The 22,689-nt window shown below is 35.2% G+C and carries 23 protein-coding genes and 1 pseudogene; 15 read left to right on the top strand and 9 right to left on the bottom strand.

The genetic code is table 11. From position 1 onward, the window contains the following. The first annotated feature begins 16 nt into the window (after positions 1-16). The 5 genes from NSQ40_RS14155 to dltD all read left to right on the top strand — a co-directional run bounded on the left by NSQ40_RS14155 (position 17) and on the right by dltD (position 6,032). The gene (locus NSQ40_RS14155) at positions 17-1,066 is read left to right on the top strand and encodes a dipeptide epimerase (RefSeq protein ID WP_003198044.1); all 1,050 of its coding nucleotides are present in this window, start codon (positions 17-19) and stop codon (positions 1,064-1,066) included. Between the two features lie 78 nt (positions 1,067-1,144). Continuing rightward, positions 1,145-2,146, top strand: a complete 1,002-nt coding sequence (locus tag NSQ40_RS14150; RefSeq protein WP_033796200.1) for a C40 family peptidase — start codon at positions 1,145-1,147, stop codon at positions 2,144-2,146. Between the two features lie 39 nt (positions 2,147-2,185). Further along, positions 2,186-3,808 carry a peptide ABC transporter substrate-binding protein gene (locus NSQ40_RS14145; protein ID WP_003207332.1) on the top strand — a complete coding sequence of 541 codons (1,623 nt, stop codon included), beginning with the start codon at positions 2,186-2,188 and terminating at the stop codon, positions 3,806-3,808. 149 nt (positions 3,809-3,957) lie between these two features. Then, positions 3,958-4,485, top strand: a complete 528-nt coding sequence (locus NSQ40_RS14140; protein WP_258248340.1) for a GNAT family N-acetyltransferase — start codon at positions 3,958-3,960, stop codon at positions 4,483-4,485. Between the two features lie 365 nt (positions 4,486-4,850). Then, the gene (dltD, locus tag NSQ40_RS14135; RefSeq protein WP_341286124.1) at positions 4,851-6,032 is read left to right on the top strand and encodes a D-alanyl-lipoteichoic acid biosynthesis protein DltD; all 1,182 of its coding nucleotides are present in this window, start codon (positions 4,851-4,853) and stop codon (positions 6,030-6,032) included. Positions 6,033-6,084: 52 nt separating this feature from the next. Here the strand turns inward: dltD and NSQ40_RS14130 are convergent, their stop codons facing one another. The 4 genes from NSQ40_RS14130 to NSQ40_RS14115 all read right to left on the bottom strand — a co-directional run bounded on the left by NSQ40_RS14130 (position 6,085) and on the right by NSQ40_RS14115 (position 8,545). Beyond that, positions 6,085-6,309 (bottom strand): hypothetical protein, encoded by a 225-nt coding sequence (locus NSQ40_RS14130; RefSeq protein WP_003198054.1) that lies wholly within the window; start codon positions 6,307-6,309, stop codon positions 6,085-6,087. Positions 6,310-6,614: 305 nt separating this feature from the next. Next, positions 6,615-7,220, bottom strand: a complete 606-nt coding sequence (locus NSQ40_RS14125) for a DedA family protein (protein WP_003198056.1) — start codon at positions 7,218-7,220, stop codon at positions 6,615-6,617. A 165-nt stretch (positions 7,221-7,385) separates the two neighbouring features. Further along, positions 7,386-8,045, bottom strand: a complete 660-nt coding sequence (locus tag NSQ40_RS14120) for a PspA/IM30 family protein (protein ID WP_098101543.1) — start codon at positions 8,043-8,045, stop codon at positions 7,386-7,388. A 2-nt stretch (positions 8,046-8,047) separates the two neighbouring features. Then, positions 8,048-8,545: a hypothetical protein gene (locus NSQ40_RS14115; protein WP_341286123.1), complete on the bottom strand. Its 498-nt coding sequence runs from the start codon at positions 8,543-8,545 to the stop codon at positions 8,048-8,050. Positions 8,546-8,989: 444 nt separating this feature from the next. Between NSQ40_RS14115 and NSQ40_RS14110 the strand changes: the two genes are divergently transcribed. Beyond that, positions 8,990-9,241 (top strand): hypothetical protein, encoded by a 252-nt coding sequence (locus NSQ40_RS14110; RefSeq protein WP_003198063.1) that lies wholly within the window; start codon positions 8,990-8,992, stop codon positions 9,239-9,241. 44 nt (positions 9,242-9,285) lie between these two features. Here the strand turns inward: NSQ40_RS14110 and NSQ40_RS14105 are convergent, their stop codons facing one another. Next, positions 9,286-10,050 (bottom strand): DUF1836 domain-containing protein, encoded by a 765-nt coding sequence (locus tag NSQ40_RS14105; protein WP_003198064.1) that lies wholly within the window; start codon positions 10,048-10,050, stop codon positions 9,286-9,288. A gap of 265 nt (positions 10,051-10,315) precedes the next feature. On the opposite strand from NSQ40_RS14105, the gene NSQ40_RS14100 reads away from it, so the two are divergent. Beyond that, positions 10,316-10,765, top strand: coding sequence for a hypothetical protein (locus NSQ40_RS14100; RefSeq protein ID WP_003198066.1), 450 nt, complete (start codon positions 10,316-10,318; stop codon positions 10,763-10,765). Then, positions 10,753-11,061 carry a YxcD family protein gene (locus NSQ40_RS14095; RefSeq protein ID WP_018765672.1) on the top strand — a complete coding sequence of 103 codons (309 nt, stop codon included), beginning with the start codon at positions 10,753-10,755 and terminating at the stop codon, positions 11,059-11,061. The genes NSQ40_RS14100 and NSQ40_RS14095 overlap by 13 nt, the downstream gene beginning before the upstream one ends. 152 nt (positions 11,062-11,213) lie before the next feature. Here the strand turns inward: NSQ40_RS14095 and NSQ40_RS14090 are convergent, their stop codons facing one another. From NSQ40_RS14090 to NSQ40_RS14075, 4 genes are all read right to left on the bottom strand, one after another. Next, positions 11,214-12,458 carry an NAD(P)/FAD-dependent oxidoreductase gene (locus NSQ40_RS14090; RefSeq protein WP_033796202.1) on the bottom strand — a complete coding sequence of 415 codons (1,245 nt, stop codon included), beginning with the start codon at positions 12,456-12,458 and terminating at the stop codon, positions 11,214-11,216. Next, a complete protein-coding gene (locus NSQ40_RS14085; protein WP_018765670.1) occupies positions 12,455-12,787 on the bottom strand; it encodes a (2Fe-2S)-binding protein in 333 nt (110 codons plus the stop codon). Before NSQ40_RS14085 ends, NSQ40_RS14090 begins: the two co-directional genes overlap by 4 nt. Beyond that, positions 12,784-13,056, bottom strand: a complete 273-nt coding sequence (locus tag NSQ40_RS14080) for a (2Fe-2S)-binding protein (RefSeq protein ID WP_018765669.1) — start codon at positions 13,054-13,056, stop codon at positions 12,784-12,786. The genes NSQ40_RS14085 and NSQ40_RS14080 overlap by 4 nt, the downstream gene beginning before the upstream one ends. A gap of 73 nt (positions 13,057-13,129) precedes the next feature. Further along, complete coding sequence (locus tag NSQ40_RS14075) at positions 13,130-14,791, bottom strand: sigma-54 interaction domain-containing protein (protein ID WP_003207342.1); 1,662 nt, start codon at positions 14,789-14,791, stop codon at positions 13,130-13,132. A gap of 180 nt (positions 14,792-14,971) precedes the next feature. Between NSQ40_RS14075 and NSQ40_RS14070 the strand changes: the two genes are divergently transcribed. From NSQ40_RS14070 to NSQ40_RS14040, 7 genes and pseudogenes are all read left to right on the top strand, one after another. Further along, complete coding sequence (locus NSQ40_RS14070) at positions 14,972-16,147, top strand: NAD(P)/FAD-dependent oxidoreductase (RefSeq protein ID WP_033796203.1); 1,176 nt, start codon at positions 14,972-14,974, stop codon at positions 16,145-16,147. Further along, a complete protein-coding gene (locus NSQ40_RS14065; RefSeq protein ID WP_033796204.1) occupies positions 16,144-17,181 on the top strand; it encodes a proline racemase family protein in 1,038 nt (345 codons plus the stop codon). The genes NSQ40_RS14070 and NSQ40_RS14065 overlap by 4 nt, the downstream gene beginning before the upstream one ends. Then, entirely contained in the window at positions 17,178-18,131 is a 954-nt protein-coding gene (locus NSQ40_RS14060) for a proline racemase family protein (RefSeq protein ID WP_018765665.1), read from the top strand. The genes NSQ40_RS14065 and NSQ40_RS14060 overlap by 4 nt, the downstream gene beginning before the upstream one ends. A 52-nt stretch (positions 18,132-18,183) precedes the next feature. Next, positions 18,184-19,080: a 4-hydroxy-tetrahydrodipicolinate synthase gene (gene dapA, locus NSQ40_RS14055; RefSeq protein ID WP_033796206.1), complete on the top strand. Its 897-nt coding sequence runs from the start codon at positions 18,184-18,186 to the stop codon at positions 19,078-19,080. 20 nt (positions 19,081-19,100) lie between these two features. Next, positions 19,101-20,585, top strand: a complete 1,485-nt coding sequence (locus NSQ40_RS14050; protein ID WP_003198084.1) for an aldehyde dehydrogenase family protein — start codon at positions 19,101-19,103, stop codon at positions 20,583-20,585. A gap of 113 nt (positions 20,586-20,698) precedes the next feature. Next, complete coding sequence (locus NSQ40_RS14045) at positions 20,699-22,189, top strand: alanine/glycine:cation symporter family protein (RefSeq protein ID WP_258248342.1); 1,491 nt, start codon at positions 20,699-20,701, stop codon at positions 22,187-22,189. A 42-nt stretch (positions 22,190-22,231) separates the two neighbouring features. After that, a pseudogene (locus NSQ40_RS14040) lies at positions 22,232-22,412 on the top strand (carboxymuconolactone decarboxylase family protein); the annotation flags it as partial. Positions 22,413-22,689 lie beyond the last annotated feature (277 nt).

The raw sequence follows: 22,689 nt of genomic DNA, 5'->3' as shown, positions 1-22,689 counted from the left end.
GAAAGGATGAATAGAAATGAAAATCATGGATCTAACAGTAAAACGTCGCTATATTAAGCTTCATACACCGTTTAAAACAGCTTTGCGCACTGTAACAGAAATTGAAAGTATTGATGTTTTTATTCACACAGATGAAGGGATTGTAGGAAAAGGGGCTGGGACTGCGACTCCAGTTATTACTGGGGATTTTGCGAGTGGAATGGGAGAAGCTATTTTAGGGCCAATCCGCTCTGTGTTAATCGGGAAAGAATTGCAGCAATTTCAAACGTTGTTGTTACAAATCCAAATGAGCTGTGTAGGCAATACGAGTGCGAAGGCAGCAGTAGATATGGCTGTATATGATGTGTATTGTCAATTTCATAATATCCCATTATATGCGTTATTAGGTGGAAAGAAAGAGATTCAAACAGATATTACAGTAAGTGTTGATGAACCTTTATTAATGGCGAAAGAAGCAAAAAGTCATGTGGAAAAAGGCTTTAACACATTGAAAATTAAAGTTGGTAAATCAACAGAATTGGATTTAGAACGCATTGAAGCGATCAGAAATGTTGTGCCGAAGGATGTAACTTTGCGATTAGATGCAAATCAAGGATGGAGTCCAAAAGAAGCTGTATCGATTATTCGAGAAATGGAAAATAGAAATTTAAATATAGAATTTGTAGAACAGCCCGTTCATGCGAAAGATTGGGAAGGAATGAAATATGTAAAAGATCATGTGCAAACACCAATCATGGCTGATGAAAGTGCTTTCTCGGCGCAAGACGCTTTAAAGCTTGTTCAAGGGCAATACGCCGATTTATTAAATATTAAATTAATGAAATGTGGCGGGATACGGGAAGCATGGAAGATTGCCGATATTGCTGGCGCTGCCGGTGTAAAATGCATGGTTGGTAGCATGATGGAATCATCGCTTTCTGTGGCGGCAATTGCACATGTAGCAGCCGCTCATCCAAATATTCACTACTTTGATCTTGATGCTCCTTTATGGTTAATGGAAGAGCCAAGCGGAATCACATATAACGGACCAAGAGTAAACCTGCATCACGCAGTGAATATAGAATAAAGTTTCGGCAGAAGAGTTGTTTTTGATGTCACGCTTTGCTTGAACAGGGAGGAATATTAATAAAAGGAGGATGTGTTTATGAGAAAATCCATTACTTTGCTTTTTAGTTGTTTGTTAGTATTTTCATCTATTTCAGTTGCAAATGCTGAAGAGGTAAAAAGTAATCAAGCGTATGTAGATGTGGCAGCAGCAACATTATGGACTGGGCCAAATTTGCTTCGTCCAATTGATGAACCAAGTGCGATGAATCCAGTTAATCTATGGAAATGGACGAAATCGATGACGCTCGATGAAAAGCTTTGGTTAACAAGTACAAATAAATTAGAAACACAAGCTTTATTGGGGCAAGAAGTAACAATCATTGATCGGCAAGGTGAGTGGGCAAAAGTAGTTGTTCATGGTCAGCCAACGCCAAGAAATGAAGCGGGATATCCAGGATGGGTCCCGGTAAAACAGCTAACCTATAATCAAGAATTTGCAGGGAAAAAGGAACAACCATTTGTTCTTATTACAAAACCGACAGCTATTTTATACATTAATCCATCTGATAAATATAAATCTTTAGAGGTTAGTTATAACACACGGTTACCACTAGTAAGTGAAGATAATATGTCGTTTCGTGTATTATTACCAAACGGACAAAAAGCATGGTTACGGAAAAATGATGGAATGGTTTATAAATCGCAAAATGAAATTCCTGTTCCAACAGGCGACGATTTGGTGAATACTGGGAAGTTATTTTTAGGATTGCCGTATATATGGGCTGGAACAAGTGGTTTTGGTTTTGATTGTTCTGGTTTTACACATACAATTTACAAATCTCATGGTATTACAATCCCGCGTGATTCTGGTCCACAATCAAAAGCAGGTATTGCTGTTGAAAGAGAAAACTTGCAAAAAGGTGATTTGCTGTTTTTTGCTTACAATCAAGGAAAAGGAAGTGTTCACCACGTAGGAATGTATATTGGAGATGGGAAAATGATACATTCTCCAAATGCAGCGAAAACAGTTGAAATTATACCAGTAGATACACCAGGTTACATTGAGGAATATGCAGGTGCACGTCGCTATTTACCTTAATATGAAAGATTAGTAGAAATTTAAAAAGGGGGTTTTAAAGTGAAAAAGGTTATTCGCTTTTCATTGGTTAGTACGTTACTTCTTTCTTCGTTTTTAGCTGGTTGTGGAAAAGAAAAGTCCACGACAAAACCAAAAGAAGAGAAGAAAGTATTGCAGTTAACAGAAACAGGAGAAATTCCATCATTAAATTCCTTAAAAGTAACAGACGCTGTTTCATTTAACGTATTAAATAATGTAATGGAAGGATTATTTAGACTTTCAAAAAATGATGAGGTCATTCCTGGAATTGCTCAAAAGCATGAGATTAGTAAAGATGGGAAAACATATACATTTCATTTGCGTGATGCGAAATGGTCTAACGGTGATCCTGTAACAGCACATAATTTTGTATATGCTTGGAAGCAACTTGTTAATCCAGAAACGGGCTCTGAATATGCATATATTATGTATGATGTGAAAAATGCAGAAAAGATAAATAAGAAACAAATTGGATTGGATGAATTAGGAGTAAAAGCTCAAGATGATAAAACGTTTACTGTAGAGTTAGAACACCCTGTCCCTTATTTTACAAAATTACTTTGTTTACCATCCTTTTATCCAATTAATGAGAAGTATGCGAAAGAACAAGGAGATAAATATGGTTTAGAAGCAAATAAAACTCTATATAATGGACCATTTACATTATCAGAATGGAAGCATGAAGCAAGTTTTACAATGAAGAAAAACAATCAATATTGGGATAAAAAAGAAGTGAAATTAGATGAAGTAAATTACCAAATTGTTAAAGAAATTTCGACCGTAGTAAATCTATATCAAACAGATAAAATTGATCGTGCTGTTATTTCAACAGAATTTGTTGATAAATATAAAAATGATAAAGAATTGAAACAATATACAGATCCGGTTATGTATTTCTTCCGATTTAATGAAAATGTACCAATTCTAAAAAACAAAAATGCCCGCCTCGCACTTAGCATGGCTTTTGATAAAAAGGGACTTGCGACTTCATTTTTAAACGATGGATCAGTACCTGCAAACTACTATGTTCCAAATGGCTTTTTAAAAGGGCCAGATAAAAAAGATTTCAGGGAAACAACGACAGAGTTTAATAAAACGAATGTGAACAAGGCAAAGGAATATTGGGAGAAGGCCAAGCAAGAAACAGGAACGAATGAAGTTACGTTGGAAATGTTAAACTATGATTTAGAAAACTTTAAAAAAGTAGGGGAATATATTAAAGAACAATTAGAGAAAAACTTACCAGGATTGACGATAAAAGTGAAACTACAACCACATTCTCAAAAACTAGCGTTAGAGAAAAAGAAAGAATACGAAATGTCATTATCGCGTTGGTTACCGGATTATCCAGATCCAATGACTTACTTAGATGTCTTTATTTCAGAAAGTGGTGTCAATAATACTAGCTATGCAAATCCAGAATATGATGCATTAATTAAAAAGACAAAAATGGAATTAGGAAATGACGAAAAGGCACGTTGGAAAGCGATGCAAGATGCAGAGAAAATGCTATTGGATGATGCGGTAATTGCACCGGTGTTCCAGCGCGGATTATCTTATTTACAAAAACCATATGTGAAAGATTTATATGTACATCAATTCGGACCCGCGACTAGCTTGAAATGGACAAATGTGAAAAAATAAAATGAAATATACAAAAAACAGACTGTGCCTAGAGAACAGTCTGTTTTTGTATATAACAATGTTTCATTATTGAAATTAATAAAAGAGAGAAAAATCATGCTATAATTTACCAGGATAAAAATTAAGACTTTATTGAAGGGGGAAAGGATATGTCTATTCATGTGAATGTAAAATCAATGAATACGAAAAGACTCTATATGAGAAAACCTTGTTTAGAAGATGTGGATGCTTTCTATCAAATTGTAAAAAACAATGAGGTAGGTAAGTGGCTTGCGATATCTAGAGGTATGTCACGAGAAGAAACTGAACAATATATTGGAAAGTTCATAGCGCATTGGAATGAACATAATTTTGGTGTATGGCTTATATTCAATCCTATCACGAGGGAAATGATGGGACACTGTGGTTTAAGGTATATTGATAGAACAGAAGATTTAGAAATCATGTATCTTCTCGATCCGAAGTTTTGGGGAAAAGGATATGCTACAGAAGCAGCCCATGCATCGATCCAATATGCTTTTCATGATTTGAAAGTCAAAAAATTAACTGCAAGAATTAGAATTGCCAATGAGAAGTCAAAGAATGTTTTAGAAAAGGCTGGATTTAAGTACACACATGATGTGGATTTTGATGGACATCAATTATCATATTATGAGTATAAGAATTTATTCCGATGAAAATTTGAATATTCATACAAATTACCCAGATAGTTTGTAAACATCGTATAGATTTATATACAAGTTTAACTTGTCGAAAGATAAAATCATTACTGAATTTAGAGTGTGAAAGAAATACAAAATCTTGTATAATTAAAATGTTTACTTGGAAACATTTCTTATAATGGATGCGTACATAAGTTGTGATAAGAGGGGGAAATACATGTAAATGATAAATGAATAGAATGGAGCATTTTTACGGAATAAAGGAGAAGAGAAAGAATGATGACGTGTTGTAAGCAAGGGTTAGAATTATTAGTAGACATGCAATATCGAGGTAATAAGAGAATGATTGTAAGTGGTTCTAGTGTAAGGTGGGTAAACAAATGAAGATGAAGCATGCTTTTGGCCCAATCATTTTAGCATGTATAATCTTTATCGTTATATTGCTTATTCCATCTAAATATCTAGTTTCACTTATTAGTAATGAAAAGGTAGAAGATGCGGCGACTTCATTACAAAAAGAAAAATTACAAGGTGTTTTTTTACAACAAAAAATGTTGGAGAATTTGAATTATTTGCCGATGTACGGTTCATCTGAATTTTCCCGAATGGATGCATATCATCCGTCTAACTATTTTAAAGTAAAACCCGAAGGATTTACACCGTTTCTAATAGGAACTGGCGGAACGCAGAGTCTTGCTCATATTTTAAATGTGACTTCCACAATGGATCAATTAGAAGGAAAAAAAGTAGTATTTATTCTTTCACCACAATGGTTTACCAAGCAGGGGGTAAATGAAGGGAACTTTAGTAGTAACTTTTCTAAACAGCAAACATATCATTTTATTTTTAATGATCAAATAAAACCTGAAATGAAAAAGAAAATTGCGAAGCGGTTGCTAGATTTTAATGTTGTCCGCAAAGATTCTATATTAAAAAGCTTACTAGAAGGTATTGTATATAATGATACAACTCATAAGATAAAAGCGGGAGTATTGAAGCCGATTGCCTATATAAACCGAAACATTGCGGATCATAAAGATTTAGTGACATCTATATTCAATATAAAGCCAAAAAAAGAACAAAGAAATATGGAATTACGTTCACTTTCCTGGGAAGAAACAAGAAGGCATGCTGAACAGGTTGGGAAAGTAGAGTCTACATCAAATACATTTGGAATTGAAAATCCATATTACTATAAAAACAAATTTCAAAAGAAATTACATGGATTAAAAGGATATAAGGCAAAAGAATCTTATGATGAATCGCCAGAATATGAAGATTTACAAATTATTTTAGATATTTTTAAGCAAAAGAAAGTTAAACCGCTTTTCATTTCTGTTCCTGTAAATGGACCTTGGTATGATTACGCAGGGTTCCCAAAAGAACGTCGTGATGTTTATTATAAGAAAGTTCGAGAACAAGTTGAGAAAGCTGGATTTCCAGTTGCAGATTTTACTAGTCATGAATATGACAAATACTTTCTAAAAGATACCATTCATTTAGGATGGAAAGGCTGGGTATATGTGGATGAAGCATTACAACAATTTCATGCAGGGAAATAAATTTTAAAATTAAACCAAAAACAGGAACGGCTTTTTAAGCTGCTCCTGTTTTTTAATACAAAGGATTCTGATGTGGACAATTAGGAAATGGATGTATATCTTGAATTTGCCTAAAGTCATAATGTTTCATTGCGAATTGCGCTTGATACAAGTATTCATACAAATAAATATGTCCACCACGCACACCGCATAAAACTCCAGATGTACCCTGACCATTTACGAGAGAAACACCAACGGGCTGACCAATTAAATATTGTACTTTTTGTTGCCAATGCATGTGTATATCCCTCCTTTTAAGATAATATACAAACTTAGAGAAGGAATGGTTGCTTATCCAGTTAATTTTACATAGGAGGATTTTAATACTTATTATCAATTTGGGAAAGAAAGTATGAAATTAAATGATTATTTCTTGGGTCTTGTTCAACATGATTTAAAGCATAAAGAAGAAATTCTGGATCTTTTAGAAGATAAGCATATCAAATTATAAAAGTAAGAATAAAAGAAAAATGAAATAAAACATCATACATCTAATTGAATGTATGGCGTTTTATTTCAAATTCATTATCTCGAATGATTCATTTAAACAAGTTTTCTTCGTTTCTTTAGCCATATTTTTAAAGTGAAATACAAAACAATTAGTATTACTCCGCCAATTGCAAACGATGTTACATACGGCCCAGCAACTTCATCGATATTGCCCCAATTTTCTCCTAGCTTTTCACCTAAATAGATAAAGATGATTGACCACGGGATAATCGCAAGCGCTGTAAGGGTAATAAATCGGATAGGTGACATTTTTGTAATGCCGGCAGGGATTGAAATGGCATGACGAACGACTGGAATGAAGCGTGCTGTGAAAATAACACCGGTTCCATAACGATTAAACCATGCTTCTGCAGAATCGATTTGTTTTTTATGAATGAAAATGTACTTGCCATAACGCTCTAGTACAGGTCTTCCTCCGTAACGCCCAATCCAATAAATAAAGATTTGTGCGATAACACCACCAATAGTACCAAATACAATGGCGCCTATAAATGAGATGTTTCCTGAAGATACTAAATAACCTGCATAAGCGAGAACGATTTCACTTGGAATAATCTCAATCATGAGTCCAAACATTATGCCCCAATAACCTAGTCCTTCTAAAAATAGTAATACAGAATGAATAAAACTACCTAACATGTTGCACCTTCTATATGAAATTTTTTTAGAGTAAGAGAAAAAATATTCCTTACATTTTTAGTATACGGGAAATTATAAAAGAATAGGTGTGGAATTTTATTTTAAAAGATTAATTTCATAAATAATTGTTCGCTCGTCTCAAAAAATGAAACGAGCGAATAGTCTTTACTTCCTTACTTTTAATTTTTCTAATTCTTTTTGTACTGCTTCTTTTAGTTTAATCTCCGTATCGTCTGTATAAGAAATAGGCTTTATTTGATTAAAGTAGTTACTTGCTGAGGCCTCAGCTTCTATTTTTTGAATATAACTTTCTACTCTTGCGAAGCCTTTCACTGCATTTTCTGTATGAAAAGATGCAAGAGTTTCATTGTTTTCTTTCATTGTACGTGCTACATGTAATCTGGAAACAAGTACGAGTTCTTTATATTGTAATTCTTGGTATTCTTTTTGTAGTTTATCAATTTGCTCATATAGGATTGAAGTTTGTTGTTTTACTACATTGTACTGTTCATGATACATTTCTAGTTTTTTCTCATGTGCAATTTTTTCTTGAAGTGCTAATTGTGCCATATCATCTTCATTGCGAGACACCGCAAGCTCAGCCTGACGAAATCTTTTTGCAATAACAGCCTCTGTTCCTGTAATAAGAGATTCATATTTTTTTTCTAGAAATAGCTGCTGAGATAAAGCTTGTTGTGCTTTTACCACTTGTTGCTCCGTTTCTCGTATGTATTGTTTTAACATACTTACCGGGTTTTCTAGTTTATTTAAAGCTTCATGGACATCAGCGGTTACAATGTTTTTAATTCTTCTAAAAATACTCATTTTTATTTCTCCTCTTTACGAATTTGTTTTTCCCATTGATCAAGAATATCCGTTTTATTTTTTGATATGACTATATAGCTGTCTACTGTATAGTCAGTTGTAGAATGGAGTGAGTTTTGTTTTCTTTTTTTATAAAGCCAAATTGGAAATACCACGACAACGAAAAGAGGGATCAATGGTAATATACCAATAATAATAAGAAGGATACCAATCCATTTTCTTATTATTTGACCTTCTGCCTTTTTGAGGATAAACCATCCTAAAAGAATGGAGCTTAACTCAATTGTGAAAAGAATAAGGAAACTCCCATCAAATTTTTCTTTATGATGCTTTTCATAATGTTGAAAAGGCTTCTCGTTTTCGAAATTCTCTTGTTTGAGATGATGTCTTTCATCTTTAAAGTAAGAAGCTTGTCCCCTATATTCCTCAGCAAAGGCCTCACGTTTTGCATGATGCCATCTTTCCACCTGCAATCCGCGGGTTCCTAAAAATACTGCCAAAAGGGAGAAAGCAATAATACTTACCCATATAAGTCAACGGAATTTTGTACGCTTCTTTTTTTGTTTCTTCACATTCTCACCTCCTGCCATATAGTTGTGTTTCTTTCATAACTGGAAAAAATGAGATTTGCATAACGATCATAACGTACAAATTTGAAATTTTATTTTAGCTTCACCATCTCCTTTGTGTTTGTATTACTTATAGTAAAGCGTAGAAATTAGAGCCGTGTGAAAGTTTGATGGAGATAGAATGAAAAGTATATTAGAAATTTCTCATCTTGTAAGTGAGCTGTTTTTTTTAGTAGATAAAAGAAGAAAAAACTTCAGTTCATAGCCCTAGTATTACAAAGTTTCTTTTAAAAGAGAGAAGAAGAGCGAACAGTGGGAGATTTTCTTTGCTTAATTAATGAAGTAATATTAGATGAAATACAGTAGTTTACTACTTTGAAAATTGTTGAAATGGCAGAATTAGTACAATTATCTCTTCTTCCCTTTCAAAATTTAAAGTGGGAAGGAGAGATGAAAGAAGATTTTGTGACCTATAAAGAAAGGTGCGTATTTGGAATTTTAACTGAGAATAAGAATCTTAATGTTTTTATGAAGAGAAACTATTATTTTGATGATATTTTAAAGACTTCAAAGTATATTCAAGATGTAGTTCATTTATTGCGGAGAGAGTGTGTGTATTACTTGTAATACAAAAGTTCTAAAAAAGAGGAGCGCTTTGCGCTCCTCTTTTTTTATGGCTTTACATCTAAATTTTGTAAAAATAATGTTGCAGAAACATAGCGTTTCGCTAACATTTGTACATATGCCGTATGTACAGAAAGTGTTGCGATAATAATCGCATTACGAATGGCTTCTCGTTGCTCATTGTTGATTTGATCAAACCGACTTGCGATTTTATCTGCTTTTTCTTTTACAATATTTTCAATTGTACGAATGGTATCAGTCGCGTTTAATTGTAAACAACCACCTTGATTCAATTCCTCAAATAAAGAAGAATAAGCGACGTATAAATGAACAGGATTGATTAAATCATCACTTCGATCTGCTGGATCATTTACGATGAGTCTTAACAGCTTACGAATGGATTCAAAATCAAGTGCTGTTTTTAAATCTTCAACAATGAATAATAAAGCTGCTTGTTCGATAGAATATTTTTTTCCTTTTTGTGGTGAACCAATCATTTCTTTTATATCTCGTTTTACCCAGTTTTGCATAGCTGTTACAGAAAAACTGGTATTTTCAATTTGATTACCAAGCGCAACGATCTCATTTAAAGAAAATCCAATATCTGTATCTTCAATTTTAATGAGCTTTTCAAAAATAGGTGAAAGAGCGGTTGTAATAAAAGCTGTAACACTTTGTCCACATTCAATATCTTTTTTATGTGACTTTGCCCAAGCTTCTTGTAAAATAACGAGAGGCTTTTTTGCATTCCATCCTCTAAGAGAAAGAAGGAGCATTGCCATTTCGTTTCGTGTGAGATGAAATGTTTCCATCTTTTCACCTCCAAAATTATAAAAGTTCTTATGAACTTATAATATGTTTTGTTGCTTGTAAAGTCAATTCTGTTTTTCATTATTTTTCCTGTCATTTTATAAATTGTTAATAAAGTTAAATAAATAACACTTGCTTATTATAGAAAAAGTTCATATAATAGGTTCATAAGAACTTTTTGTTTAACTTTAAAATAAATCTATCATTCTTATTTTAAAGAAAGATAGATTTCACATATATCTATAGTAAAAGGAGAATGGATATAATATGTTGAAAAAAATCGTTACAGTAATGACTGCATTAATGGTTGTTTTTGGGGCTAGTAGCTTTGTTTTCGTAGATCATGCGGCGGCGAAAAGTTACAAGTCAGGTCAAAAATCATTTACACCAAGTTCAGGTCAAAAATCAAAAGTTGATTTAAACAAAAAAGATTCTAATGTGAATGCACAGAAAACAAACCCTGATACAAAAACAAAAGCATCAAACACAGCACCGAAGAGTAATAAAGGGAGCTTTATGAAAGGTTTATTACTAGGTGGTCTTGGTGGTCTGCTAATGGGAAGTTTATTTGCAAACATGGGAGCACTTGGTTCTGTATTAGCGTTCATGGTAAATATGCTAGTAATGGCTGGTATCGTAATGTTAGCGATTCGAGCATTTAAATATTTCAAAAATCAACGTAAGAAACAGGCAGAAGAAGCAGTATGGAAACGATAAAAATTTCTGAACAAGAGCTGATAAACGCACTATGTGTGTATATCGCAGAAAAGCGACAAGTTGGCCCAGAAGCAGTTTTAGTTGAACTAATGTATGATGATGACTATGGTTTTTCTGCTGAAGTAGAAGTAAATGGTCGCAGGCAAATTTTAATTCAAGCAAACTTAATTGAAGCACTTCGCTTATGGCTTGATAGGGAATACAATGTCAATCCGTTTGCGGCAAGGTTACAGCTTGAGTTAGATGATGAAGAAGGTATTTTCGCATTGGCGAATTTAAATAACTCGGATGAGTAGTCAAAAGGAGCTGTTGAGATTAATTTCAACAGCTCCTTTTAGTATGCACATTTTTAATGAAATAATGAACCTAGTAGTTAAGTAAGGGTGAATACCTTTGCTTCTTCATTTGTGTGCCCAGCTAAGCTGGGCACTATTCTCTAGGCAATGAATTATATAACTTCTTGAGGCGGATTTTGATCATCCTGATTTAAACAAAAATGACTCCAAAGTTCATTCATTTTACGTCTACCAGCGGTAACCATTGGGTTAAATTGAATTGCAGCTTGTTCGCGGACAACCTGGACATTTTGGATAGCTTGCTGTAATTGTTGTCCGACTGAGTTTAATTCTGTACAAGCATGCTTAACAATTGAAAGACCGGCAACAGTTCCTTGCGCCATAGCAATTTTCCCACTTTCAATTCCAGTAATATTTCCAGCTACAAATAATCCGTGAAGAGGGGTTTCCATTGTCTCTGAATGGAATGGGACATGTCCACCCAGTTCAGGAATGTAATGGAATGGGCATCCTGCTACGGCAGCGAGCTCTGCAAGTGGATATAATCCTCCTGCGATACAAACAAAGTCTGCTTCATATATTTCTTCTGATCCTTTTATAATATTTCCTTTCGAATCAATGTTAGCAACACGAACACCCTCTACTTTATCCGTTCCGATAATTTCAATTGCAGCTTTGCAAAGGTGGAGTGGTGTACCATTTATTTTTATACCGTTATTCGGATAAAAGGTTAAACCAGCTTTTCGAATCCAATCATGTTTCATAAAGCGACTTCCGATGCGTAGTAAAGCTGATGGGGCAAGGTGGGCAGCGTTTAATAGTGACTTTAAAACTTCCTCTGGTTCACCAGCTTTTTGGCTAAGGTCACCCTTTTCAGGGAGTACGATATGATCAACAGTAATACCAGCTAGTTGTAATTCATTTAAAATTGCAAATGATAAAATATTGGCTCCGATAATAATTCCTTTTTTCCCAACTTGGACTCTATGAACATTTGTCATAACTTGAGCAGCGCCAATTGACATGACTCCTGGAAGAGTCCAGCCAGGAAGTGGGATAGAGTATTCAGCAGCCCCGGTAGCAAGTAGTACAAAGGGGGCTTCAATTGTACCTATGCTTGTATGTACATACCAAATGTTTTCGTCTTTTTCTAAATTGTATACTGACACACCGCATCGAATATCTACTGAGAGTGCTTTTGCATCTTGATGAAGGCGTTCGGATTCTTTTATTCCGTTCCACCATTCTCCAGTTGGTTCTTGATGTAATTGTCCTAACAATCGTCCGCCAGGTTTCATAAATTCATCAATAACAAGTACGTTAAGTCCAGAACTAGCGCAAGCAATTGCACCAGCTAATCCTGCTGGTCCCGCGCCAATTACAATTACATCCATCATCGTTTTTCCACCATCTTTCTAATAATATTTGGATGCTGTTTCCCACTTTCAACAACCATTTCGTTTTCTACAACAGTTAAGCACGCTCGGACGTTCATTTGATTATTAACTGTTACACGGCATTCAGAACAATGTCCAATGTTACAGTAAATTCCTCTAGGTGTACCACTATCTTCGTGAACGCGTAACGTTCTAATTCCATTTGCAAGAAGGGCAGCAGCAATCGTTTCATTTTCATATGCTTCGTATTCTTTATCGTTAAATTGAAATGAAATACGTTTTCTATCGTCTAAGTTTCCTAAAATAGGATGATGTAAAATTCTATTCATTGCTTTTCACCTACCGCTCCAAAAGTTACTGCGCGTATTGGTGGTTGATATTTTAACGGAATCTCATGAGGTGATGTTCCAGGATTTGCAATTTCTATCATTCGATCTATTGTCGTTCTACATGTACGCCCCCCGCAAAAGCCCATCCCAGCACGTGTTCTTAGTTTTAACTCCCGAGCCGAGCAATTATATGCAGTAATTGTCGATTGAAGTTGTCCGTATGTAACTTCTTCACAACGACAAATAATTAAATTCTCTTTATTAGACATGTATATTCCTCCTCTAGTTCGGTTTACAAAAATTATAATGCAAAAGGTATGCCAATATAGAGGAGGGGAGGTTTTATTGTAACCCGAGTCTTTTTAAGCGGTTGTATAAAGTAGCTCTTGTTACACCAAGTTGTTTCGCACATTCTAATTTATTACCATTTAAAATTCGTAAAGCTCTTTTGATCACTTTTTTCTCGTGTTGATCCATCTCTTCTTGTAAGGAAAAAATCGTGTTGTTGTTACTGACTAATGAATAATGAGATGCTATTTCCTCTGGAGTACTGTTTGTATGAAAGGGTAAATATTCTTGCTTTATAATGCCGTCCGTTGCAAATACGACGAGTCTTTCTATAACGTTGCGCAGCTCGCGAATATTCCCCCGCCAATCGTAATGAAGGAGTTCGTGCATAATTTCTGGGGGGAAATCATGAATTGGTCTTTTGTAATTTATTGAAAAGTCGTTTAAAAAAGAATAGGTTAATTCTATAATGTCTTCTCGTCTTTCACGTAATGGTGGAATGTGTAAGCTAACTACATTTAAGCGATAATATAAATCTTCACGAAATGTTCCTTTTTTCATCTCTTCTTGTAAATCGCGATTTGTAGCTGCAATAACACGAAAATCAATATTAATTTCTTTTTCTCCACCGACACGATAATATTTTCGTTCTTGCAGTACACGCAAAAGCTTAACTTGCATATCGAGTGGCATTTCGCCTATTTCATCGAGAAATAAAGTGCCACCTTGTGCAAGTTCTATTTTGCCTTTCTTTCCTTTACTATTCGCTCCAGAAAAAGCTCCGCGCTCATAGCCGAATAATTCACTTTCAAATAATGCTTCTGGAATTGCACCACAGTTAATCGAAATGAAAGGGGCATTTTCCTTCTCACTTGCTTCATGAATCGCTTTCGCAAATACTTCTTTTCCGACACCGCTTTCTCCTAGTATTAAAACGGTCGATTTAACAGAGCAAACTTTTCTAGCCAATTGGATCGTTCTCTGTATGACAGCACTCTTTCCTTTCATGGAATGAAAGGGATCGGATGTGTCTTTATATTTTGCTACTTCTTGTTCTAAGCGGTGCACTTCATGTGACATATTAAATAACTTTTCATTTAGTACAACCTGACTTGTAACATCCGTTTCAGAAACGACTGCACCGATAATTTTGTTGTCGCAATAAACAGGATTTGAATTAATTAATACAAATAGATCGGAGCGAGGTTGATGATACTGAGCTACTATACGTTTTCCTTTATGTAATGATTGTAAAATTTCTAGATCTTTATAATCAAAAAAATGAGTAATAGGTTGTCCGATAATGTCTCCATGTTTTACTGAAAATATTTTTTCGGCTCCATCTGTCCATGTACGAACACGTTCATTATCGTCGATAACAGTAACTGAAGAATCTGTCGTTTGAAGAACGGTATTGTAAAATGCCTGTAATTGATTGTAAGAATTATAGAGAAAAGGGACCATTTGGGTAACAGTTATACAGTGTGTTGGATCTTGTGTTTTATTGAGAATAACGACTGCAAAATGATTAGAAAATGCTTTGATTAAATTAGAGAAGGAGTCTTCTTCATATAAAGTTGCACAAAGTAATTCTTTCGTATGTGCAGTAAGGTAATAAAATTCGCCATTTTTTTGTTTGATGTGACTTATGTCGAATGTATGATTTGTTGAAAAATATTTTATAAGTTCTTTTATTGATGGGAACGAAAATGCCATATTATCCTCCTGTAGTGTGAAAAATTTTAGACACTGATAAAAAAATAATACACTTATTTCTTTTAAATTCAAAATATTTTTACATCTATTTTTCTTACATATGAAAATAAATATATTTTGAGTTGGCATACCAATTGCATAAATAGAGGATGAGAGATTTGAAAGAAAGGAGGGGGCTGCATGAGACACTGTGACGTTTTAATACTAGGCGGTGGAATTATTGGCTGTTCTATTGCTTATTACACTTCAAAATATGGAAGAGACGTAACAATCATTGACAAGGGGGAATTTGTCAGTGGCACGTCTTCACGGTGTGACGGCAACATTTTAGCCATTGATAAAGACCCAGGCTTTGATAGTCAGATGTCGCTAGTAAGTCAAAAATTAGTAACGGAATTAAGTGAAGAATTGGAACATTCGTTTGAATACCGAGCGCCAGGAAGTATTCTTGTCTGTGAGTCAGAGGAGGAAATGGAGGCAGCTCAAAAATGGGTGAATCGTCAAAAAGAAGCTGGCTTACCGTTTCGGATGCTTGATAGACAAGACATAAGAGAAGAATCACCGTTTTTCGCTGATGATTTATTAGGTGGTTTAGAATGTGCAACAGATTCGACTGTAAATCCGTATCTCCTTGCTTTTTCACTTCTTGCAGAAGCGGAAAAATTGGGGGCAAAATCTTTTAAGCATACAGAAGTAAAAGAAATGAGGAGAGCCATAGATGGTTCCTTTATTGTAGAAACGACAAATGGAACGTTTACTGCAAAGCAAATTGTGAACGCAGCGGGAGTATGGGCCCCTAAAATTGGAGAAATGTTGGACCTATCTATACCGATTGAGCCAAGAAAAGGACATATTATCGTAGCTTCAAGGCAACAACATGTAGGCTCTCGCAAAGTAATGGAATTTGGTTATTTAATTTCTAAGTTTGGTGGGAAACGGAAAGTCGATGCTTTGACTGAAAAATACGGTGTAGCTCTCGTGTTTGAACCAACAGAAAGTCAAAATTTTTTAATTGGTAGTAGTAGAGAATTTGTAGGATTTCATACGAGGATAAACAACGAAGTAATTAAGTGTATTGCGAATCGAGCGATTCGTTTTTATCCGAAAATGGCAGATATGATGGTTATTCGTTCTTACGCTGGCCTGCGTCCATGGACAGAAGATCATTTGCCGATCATTTCACGAGTAGAACATATTCCAAACTATTATATCGCTGCAGGACATGAAGGGGATGGAATTAGTCTCGCAGCAGTTACAGGGAAAGTTATTGAAGAGCTCTTAAACGAAAGAGAAACATCAATTCCGATTGAACCGCTTCGTTTGAATCGTTTTACAGAAAGGGTGTTAAACGGATGAGGTCACAAAGAGTCTTTACAACGATTGATACGCATACAGGTGGAAATCCTACGAGGACGTTAATTAGCGGACTTCCAAAGTTAATAGGAGAGAACATGGCAGAAAAAATGCTTCATATGAAGAAAGAGTACGACTGGATCCGTAAATTGTTAATGAATGAACCGCGCGGTCATGATGTGATGTCTGGGGCGTTATTAACAGATCCGTGTCATCCAGAAGCGGATATAGGTGTCATCTACATAGAGACAGGTGGATATTTACCGATGTGTGGTCACGATACGATCGGTGTATGTACGGCTTTAGTTGAATCAGGTTTAATACCTGTATATGAGCCGATAACTTCTTTGAAATTGGATACACCAGCTGGTCTTGTTGAAGTGGATATTTCTGTTCAAGACAGTAAAGCAAAAGAAGTATCTTTTTGTAATATACCAGCTTTTTTACTAAAGAGTATTTCTGTCCATGTTGAAGGGATTGGAAATGTAGATGTTGATATCGCATATGGCGGAAACTTTTATGCCATTATCGACGGGGAAGCGCTTGGTCTAGAGTTAGTGCCAGAAAATGCTTCTACAATAATTGATAAAGCGATCCAAATAAGAAATACGATTAATGAAAAATTTGAAGTTATTCATCCGCAATATTCATTTATAAAAGGGGTAACACATATTGAATTTTACACAGATCCTACCCATGAAACGGCACATGTGAAAAATACCGTTGTTGTTCCGCCGGGAGGAATTGATCGTTCTCCATGTGGTACGGGAACATCTGCGAAGCTAGCTGTATTATACGCTAATAAAAAAATTACAATGCAAGAAGAATTTGTTCATGAAAGTATTGTTGGCTCGTTATTTAAAGGAAGTGTAATAGATACAACATATGTGGAGAACATTGAAGCTGTAGTAACAAAGATCACTGGTTCAGCTTGGCTAATGGGAATGCATAGATTTTTTTACAATGAAGAGGATCCACTGAAAGAAGGATTTTTGCTAATTCCGCCGATGGAACATGAAACGGAGGAAGTGAAATGAAGATTCAAAAAATGTATATGACAGTAGATGTACACGTAGCTGGTGAAGCGTTTCGTGTAATTAAAGACGTACCGTGTAAATACTATCATAGTTTGGAACAACTAAATGAACAAATTTCTGGTGAATTAGCAGAGGAAATACAGCTTTTATTAAATGAACCACGAGGGTTCATAGGTTTAAACGGATGTGTTGTCGTTCCTTCTATTCATAGTGAAGTTGATGCAGCTGTATTATTTTTTAATCATAAAGGAGCAATTCCTCTTCATTACGGTGGGATTGTCGCGGTAGTAACTATGTTACTTGAAAGTGGACACTTAAAACAAAGCGATTCAAATCAATACAAAATTGAAACGCTATGCGGTGTGTTTTTAGTCCGTGCACATGTAGAAAAGGATGAAGTCGTTTCTGTATCGCTAGAAAGTAAAGTGTGTTACTCAATCGAAGAGAATCTACCACTACATAGTCCTATTGGAAATATACACTACTCTCTCATACAAGCTGATCAAGTATATGCAGTGTTTCAGAAAGAGGAATGTTCTCCGGAAATTTGTATTGAAAACATTTTTGAATTAAAGAACTGGGGGAAAGCTATACTTGAGTCCATGCCAAAGCAGCCACTTATAAAAAGAGTCGTTTTAGTAGATTCTTCCCACATAAAAGAGAATCGTATAAAAACAATTACGTTTCAGGATGACGACTATATTGTGCGTTCGCCTGGATTCGCATCAACAAGTGTTTCGTATATAAGTAGCCTTTCTATAGGTGATGTACGTACGGAAGAACCTTTTATTAATGAGAGTATTTTTAATAGTTTTGTGAAGGTGCAAAAAGTGAATAAGGAAGAGAAAGGATATACATTTACTTTCACAAGCAGAGGGTTTATTACAGGTATGCAAACATTTGTATTAGACCCTACTGATCCATTTCCAGTAGGCTTTTTATTAAAATAACGGTTAATACAGTATGTGGAAAAAGCAAATGAAATGTAAGGGAGAGAATATGATGAAAAGTATAAAAGGAGCATTTCCAGTATTAATTACTCCGATGGATGAATTTCAAGAGATTGATTGGAACGGAGTGAAACAGAACGTAAACTATTTTATTGAGCAGAAGGTTGCCGGCATCATCATTAATGGAAGTACGGGAGAATTTGTTAGTTTATCAAAAAAAGAACGATTTAAGATGGTGGAAACGGTATTAAAAGAAGTTGATGGACGCATTCCTGTAATTGTTGGAACTGCTGCAGAGACGACGAAAGAAACGATTGAATATACGAAGCATGCAGAAGCTCATGGCGCAGATTGTGCATTAATTATTAACTCTTATTATTGTAAACCGAAAGAAGAAGAAATCTACTTTCATTTTAAAGAAATCTCAAATGCTGTAAATATACCAATTATGTTATACAATAACCCGTTTACCTCTGGTGTTGATATGAGTATAGAGCTTATGCTTCGAATAGGAAAAGAATGTGAAAATGTTACACATATTAAAGAATCTAGCGGAGATATTCGTAAAGTGAGAGATTTAGTAAGACAAGGAGAGAGTGCTTTTCAAGTCTTTTGCGGATCCGAAGATTTAGTTATGGAATCATATTTAGTTGGTGCTACTGGATGGGTCTCTGTGGCGGGTAATATCGTTCCGGGACTTGTTACAAAAATGTATGAGCATTTTCAAAATGGAGAGTTCGAAAATGCATGGGAGATTAATGATACAATTTTGCCTCTTTGTGAATTCCTAGAAGGGTCAGGGAAATACGTGCAAATTGTTAAACGTGCAATGGAGTTACACGGACAAACTGGAGGTCCATCTCGTTATCCAAGATTAGGATTGACACAGGAAGAAGATCAAAAACTTCAACAGATTTTATTACAAATAACGGCTAATTCAGCTGTTTAAACTAAGGAGGAGGGGAAAATATGTTAACGACAAACATGGAGCTAAAATCAAAAGTAAAAGCGTTTTTAAATGAAGAAATCAAATTGTTTATTAATGGTGAATTTGTTCCTTCTATTAGTGGAAAGACATTTAAAACATATAATCCGGCTACAGAGGATGTTCTTGCGGTAGTGAGTGAGGCGCAAGCGGAAGATATTGATGTAGCGACGAAAGCTGCAAGAGAAGCTTTTGAAACGGGCCCTTGGTCTGAAATGACTACTGCAGAAAGAGCACATCTTATATATAAATTAGCTGATTTAATTGAAGAACATAAAGAAGAATTAGCGCAGCTAGAAGCTTTAGATAATGGGAAACCGTATCAAATTGCGCTTGAAGATGATATTCCAGCGACAGTAGAAAATTACCGGTATTATGCTGGTTGGACTACAAAAATTGTAGGACAAACAATTCCTATTTCAAAAGATTATTTAAATTATACACGTCATGAACCGATTGGGGTTGTTGGTCAAATTATTCCTTGGAATTATCCGTTAGTTATGTCCGCTTGGAAAATGGGTGCTGCTCTTGCGACAGGATGTACGATTGTATTAAAACCAGCAGAGCAAACACCGTTATCTTTACTATATGCTGCAAAGCTTTTTAAAGAGGCGGGATTTCCAAACGGTGTTGTAAACTTTGTTCCAGGTTTCGGACAAGAAGCAGGAGCAGCAATCGTAAACCATCATGATATTAATAAAGTAGCTTTCACAGGTTCGACAGTTACAGGGAAATATATTATGCGTCAATCTGCTGAAACAATTAAACATGTAACGCTAGAACTTGGAGGTAAGTCACCAAATATTATTTTAGAAGATGCCGATTTATCTGAAGCTATTAATGGTGCCTTCCAAGGCATTATGTATAATCATGGTCAAAACTGTAGCGCAGGATCTCGTGTGTTCGTTCATCGGAAACATTATGAAAGAGTAGTAGATGAACTTGTAGAAATGGCGAATAAAGTTAAGCTTGGTGCCGGTATGGAAAAGGATACAGAAATGGGCCCACTCGTATCTAAAAAACAACAAGAGCGTGTGCTAAAGTATATTGAACAAGGAATGGCTGAAGGAGCAACAGTTGTAGCTGGGGGAGAACGGGCATTTGAAAAAGGTTATTTTGTACAGCCCACAGTTTTTACAAATGTTACAGATGATATGACAATCGCAAAGGAAGAAATATTTGGACCAGTCGTTGTAGTTATGCCATTTGATTCGACTGAGGAAGTAATTGAAAGAGCGAATAGCTCTTCTTACGGATTAGCAGCAGGTGTATGGACACAAAATATTAAAACTGGACATCAAGTCGCAAATAAATTAAAGGCAGGAACCGTTTGGATTAATGATTATAATTTAGAAAATGCAGCGGCACCATTTGGCGGATATAAACAATCCGGAATTGGGCGCGAATTAGGGTCGTATGCACTTGATAACTACACGGAAGTAAAGAGTGTTTGGGTTAATATAAAATAATGATCAAATAGGAAGAGTGAACGGACAACTTGAATGAACGGTGAGGTTGTCCGTTTTATTTTTTAAGCACGCAATAAATAACTCTTTTTCACACAATTATGAGGGGGATTGGGATGGAAAATTTAGTAGAGTGGTTAGTAGGACAAGTATGGAGTATAGGATTAGTTATTTTTGCGTTAGGAGCAGGCGTGTATTTCACAATTGCTACTCGTTTTTTACAAATTCGGTATTTTAAAGAGATGATCAAACTATTATTTGAAGGAAAGAGCTCAGAGACCGGGATATCTTCATTTCAAGCATTTTGTTTAGCGTTATCGGGCCGGGTCGGAATTGGAAATATTGCTGGTGTAGCGACAGCTATTGCTTTTGGTGGTCCAGGAGCTGTGTTTTGGATGTGGGTGATGGCTCTATTAGGAGCAGCTAGTGCATTCGTTGAGTCAACGCTTGCTCAAGTATATAAAAGTAAGGTAGGAAATGAATATCGAGGTGGTACACCATATTTTATTGAAAAAGGCTTAAAAATAAAATGGTTTGCCGTCATTGTAGCGGTTGTCGTGACGATTTCATACGGCGTTTTATTGCCAGGGATTCAATCAAGTAGCATTGCGGTTGGATTTGAAAATTCTTCTGGTATTAGTAAATATATGACTGGTGTATTTTTAGTTGTATTGCTGGCAGCGATTATTTTTGGCGGAGTAAAGAGAATTGCTGCTGTTTCTCAAACTCTAGTACCGTTTATGGCAATTGGTTATGTAATTGTTACATGTATCGTTTTAATTGCTAATATAACGGAAATCCCTAATATGTTCACACTTATTTTCTCAAGTGCATTTGGAATCGATGAAATGTTTGGCGGAATTGTTGGGGCAGCCATTGCATGGGGAGTGAAACGAGCTGTATTTTCAAATGTTGCTGGTGTTGGAGAAGCAACGTATAGCTCTGCAGCTGCTGAAGTATCACATCCTGCTAAACAAGGGTTAGTACAAGCATTTTCGGTTTACATCGATACAATTGTTGTATGTACAGCAACAGCTCTCATGGTTTTAATAACAGGGATGTACAATGTCATACCTGAAGGAAAGAGCGCCATTGTGAAAAATATGGGGAATGTTGAAGCAGGGCCAATTTATACACAACAAGCAGTTGAAACTGTTATGACAGGTTTTGGTCCATTATTTATTTCAATCGCAATCTTTTTCTTTGCATTCACAACTCTACTAGCATATTACTATATTGCCGAAACTACACTTACTTACTTGGATCATAAATTGAAATTTAAATGGTTAAAAACGATTTTGAAATTCGGATTTTTAATTATGGTTTACGTCGGTAGTGTGGAATCAGCTTCACTTTTATGGAATCTTGGAGATTTAGGGATAGGCAGTATGGCATGGCTGAATCTTTTAGCGATTTTATTGTTAAGTAAGACGGCATTAAAAGTATTAAAAGATTATGAAACGCAGAAAAAAGAAGGGAAAGATCCAATATTTGACCCTAAAAAAGTAGGGCTTGAAGGTGTTGTATTTTGGGAAGAAAAGTGTAAAGAAGGTGAAAATGAAATTTGTAGAAGAAAAGTACCAGTAGATGATAGTGTGAAATTGTAGTATATTTTTAAGGTTAAAAAACTGAAAATTCTATCTTTTATGATGATATATCAACAACATGGTTTTATAAATGATGTATTACTTCATTTATAAAGAAGGCATTGGAAATTTTTTAAAACCAATTCCAGAAATCACAGAAACATATCATGCATTTACACAAGCTTGTTTCCAGAAAGGTGTATTAACAAAACGCGAAAAACAGCTCATTGCGTTAGGGATTAGTTACTAAAAAATTAATCACGACAGAAACGATTCCAAATAATAAAAAGGAAATCTTATTTAAAACAACTTCTTTAGGAAAAGAACTGTTTTACTTACATCAGGCGTTGCATGATGAAAGTAATAGAGGAGTTATTCGATTTTTAAATAGATATAATCCAAATGAATTAAAGTCGGTTTCTCGTTTCCTAGAAGATACTTTAGAAGCATCGTGGGTAAGGGGCGAACTTAATAAAATAGAAGATAAAAATTTTGAGTAAAAGGAATTGTGCAGAAATTAA

The organism is Bacillus sp. FSL K6-6038, assembly GCF_038050455.1.
GTDB lineage: Bacteria > Bacillota > Bacilli > Bacillales > Bacillaceae_G > Bacillus_A > Bacillus_A pseudomycoides.
Note: the sequence above shows the minus strand (reverse complement) of the source record. Positions and strands in the feature narration are given on the sequence as shown.

Bases quoted from the DNA above. Each gene is read 5' to 3' on its own strand.
- NSQ40_RS14070 (WP_033796203.1), top strand. From the start codon at position 14,972: ATGAGACACTGTGACGTTTTAATACTAGGCGGTGGAATTATTGGCTGT.
- NSQ40_RS14050 (WP_003198084.1), top strand. From the start codon at position 19,101: ATGTTAACGACAAACATGGAGCTAAAATCAAAAGTAAAAGCGTTTTTA.
- NSQ40_RS14100 (WP_003198066.1), top strand. From the start codon at position 10,316: ATGTTGAAAAAAATCGTTACAGTAATGACTGCATTAATGGTTGTTTTT.
- NSQ40_RS14130 (WP_003198054.1), bottom strand. From the start codon at position 6,309: ATGCATTGGCAACAAAAAGTACAATATTTAATTGGTCAGCCCGTTGGT.
- NSQ40_RS14090 (WP_033796202.1), bottom strand. From the start codon at position 12,458: ATGATGGATGTAATTGTAATTGGCGCGGGACCAGCAGGATTAGCTGGT.
- NSQ40_RS14075 (WP_003207342.1), bottom strand. From the start codon at position 14,791: ATGGCATTTTCGTTCCCATCAATAAAAGAACTTATAAAATATTTTTCA.
- NSQ40_RS14085 (WP_018765670.1), bottom strand. From the start codon at position 12,787: ATGAATAGAATTTTACATCATCCTATTTTAGGAAACTTAGACGATAGA.
- NSQ40_RS14105 (WP_003198064.1), bottom strand. From the start codon at position 10,050: ATGGAAACATTTCATCTCACACGAAACGAAATGGCAATGCTCCTTCTT.
- NSQ40_RS14125 (WP_003198056.1), bottom strand. From the start codon at position 7,220: ATGTTAGGTAGTTTTATTCATTCTGTATTACTATTTTTAGAAGGACTA.
- NSQ40_RS14155 (WP_003198044.1), top strand. From the start codon at position 17: ATGAAAATCATGGATCTAACAGTAAAACGTCGCTATATTAAGCTTCAT.
- dapA (WP_033796206.1), top strand. From the start codon at position 18,184: ATGAAAAGTATAAAAGGAGCATTTCCAGTATTAATTACTCCGATGGAT.
- dltD (WP_341286124.1), top strand. From the start codon at position 4,851: ATGAAGATGAAGCATGCTTTTGGCCCAATCATTTTAGCATGTATAATC.
- NSQ40_RS14080 (WP_018765669.1), bottom strand. From the start codon at position 13,056: ATGTCTAATAAAGAGAATTTAATTATTTGTCGTTGTGAAGAAGTTACA.
- NSQ40_RS14045 (WP_258248342.1), top strand. From the start codon at position 20,699: ATGGAAAATTTAGTAGAGTGGTTAGTAGGACAAGTATGGAGTATAGGA.
- NSQ40_RS14150 (WP_033796200.1), top strand. From the start codon at position 1,145: ATGAGAAAATCCATTACTTTGCTTTTTAGTTGTTTGTTAGTATTTTCA.
- NSQ40_RS14095 (WP_018765672.1), top strand. From the start codon at position 10,753: ATGGAAACGATAAAAATTTCTGAACAAGAGCTGATAAACGCACTATGT.
- NSQ40_RS14060 (WP_018765665.1), top strand. From the start codon at position 17,178: ATGAAGATTCAAAAAATGTATATGACAGTAGATGTACACGTAGCTGGT.
- NSQ40_RS14140 (WP_258248340.1), top strand. From the start codon at position 3,958: ATGTCTATTCATGTGAATGTAAAATCAATGAATACGAAAAGACTCTAT.
- NSQ40_RS14120 (WP_098101543.1), bottom strand. From the start codon at position 8,045: ATGAGTATTTTTAGAAGAATTAAAAACATTGTAACCGCTGATGTCCAT.
- NSQ40_RS14065 (WP_033796204.1), top strand. From the start codon at position 16,144: ATGAGGTCACAAAGAGTCTTTACAACGATTGATACGCATACAGGTGGA.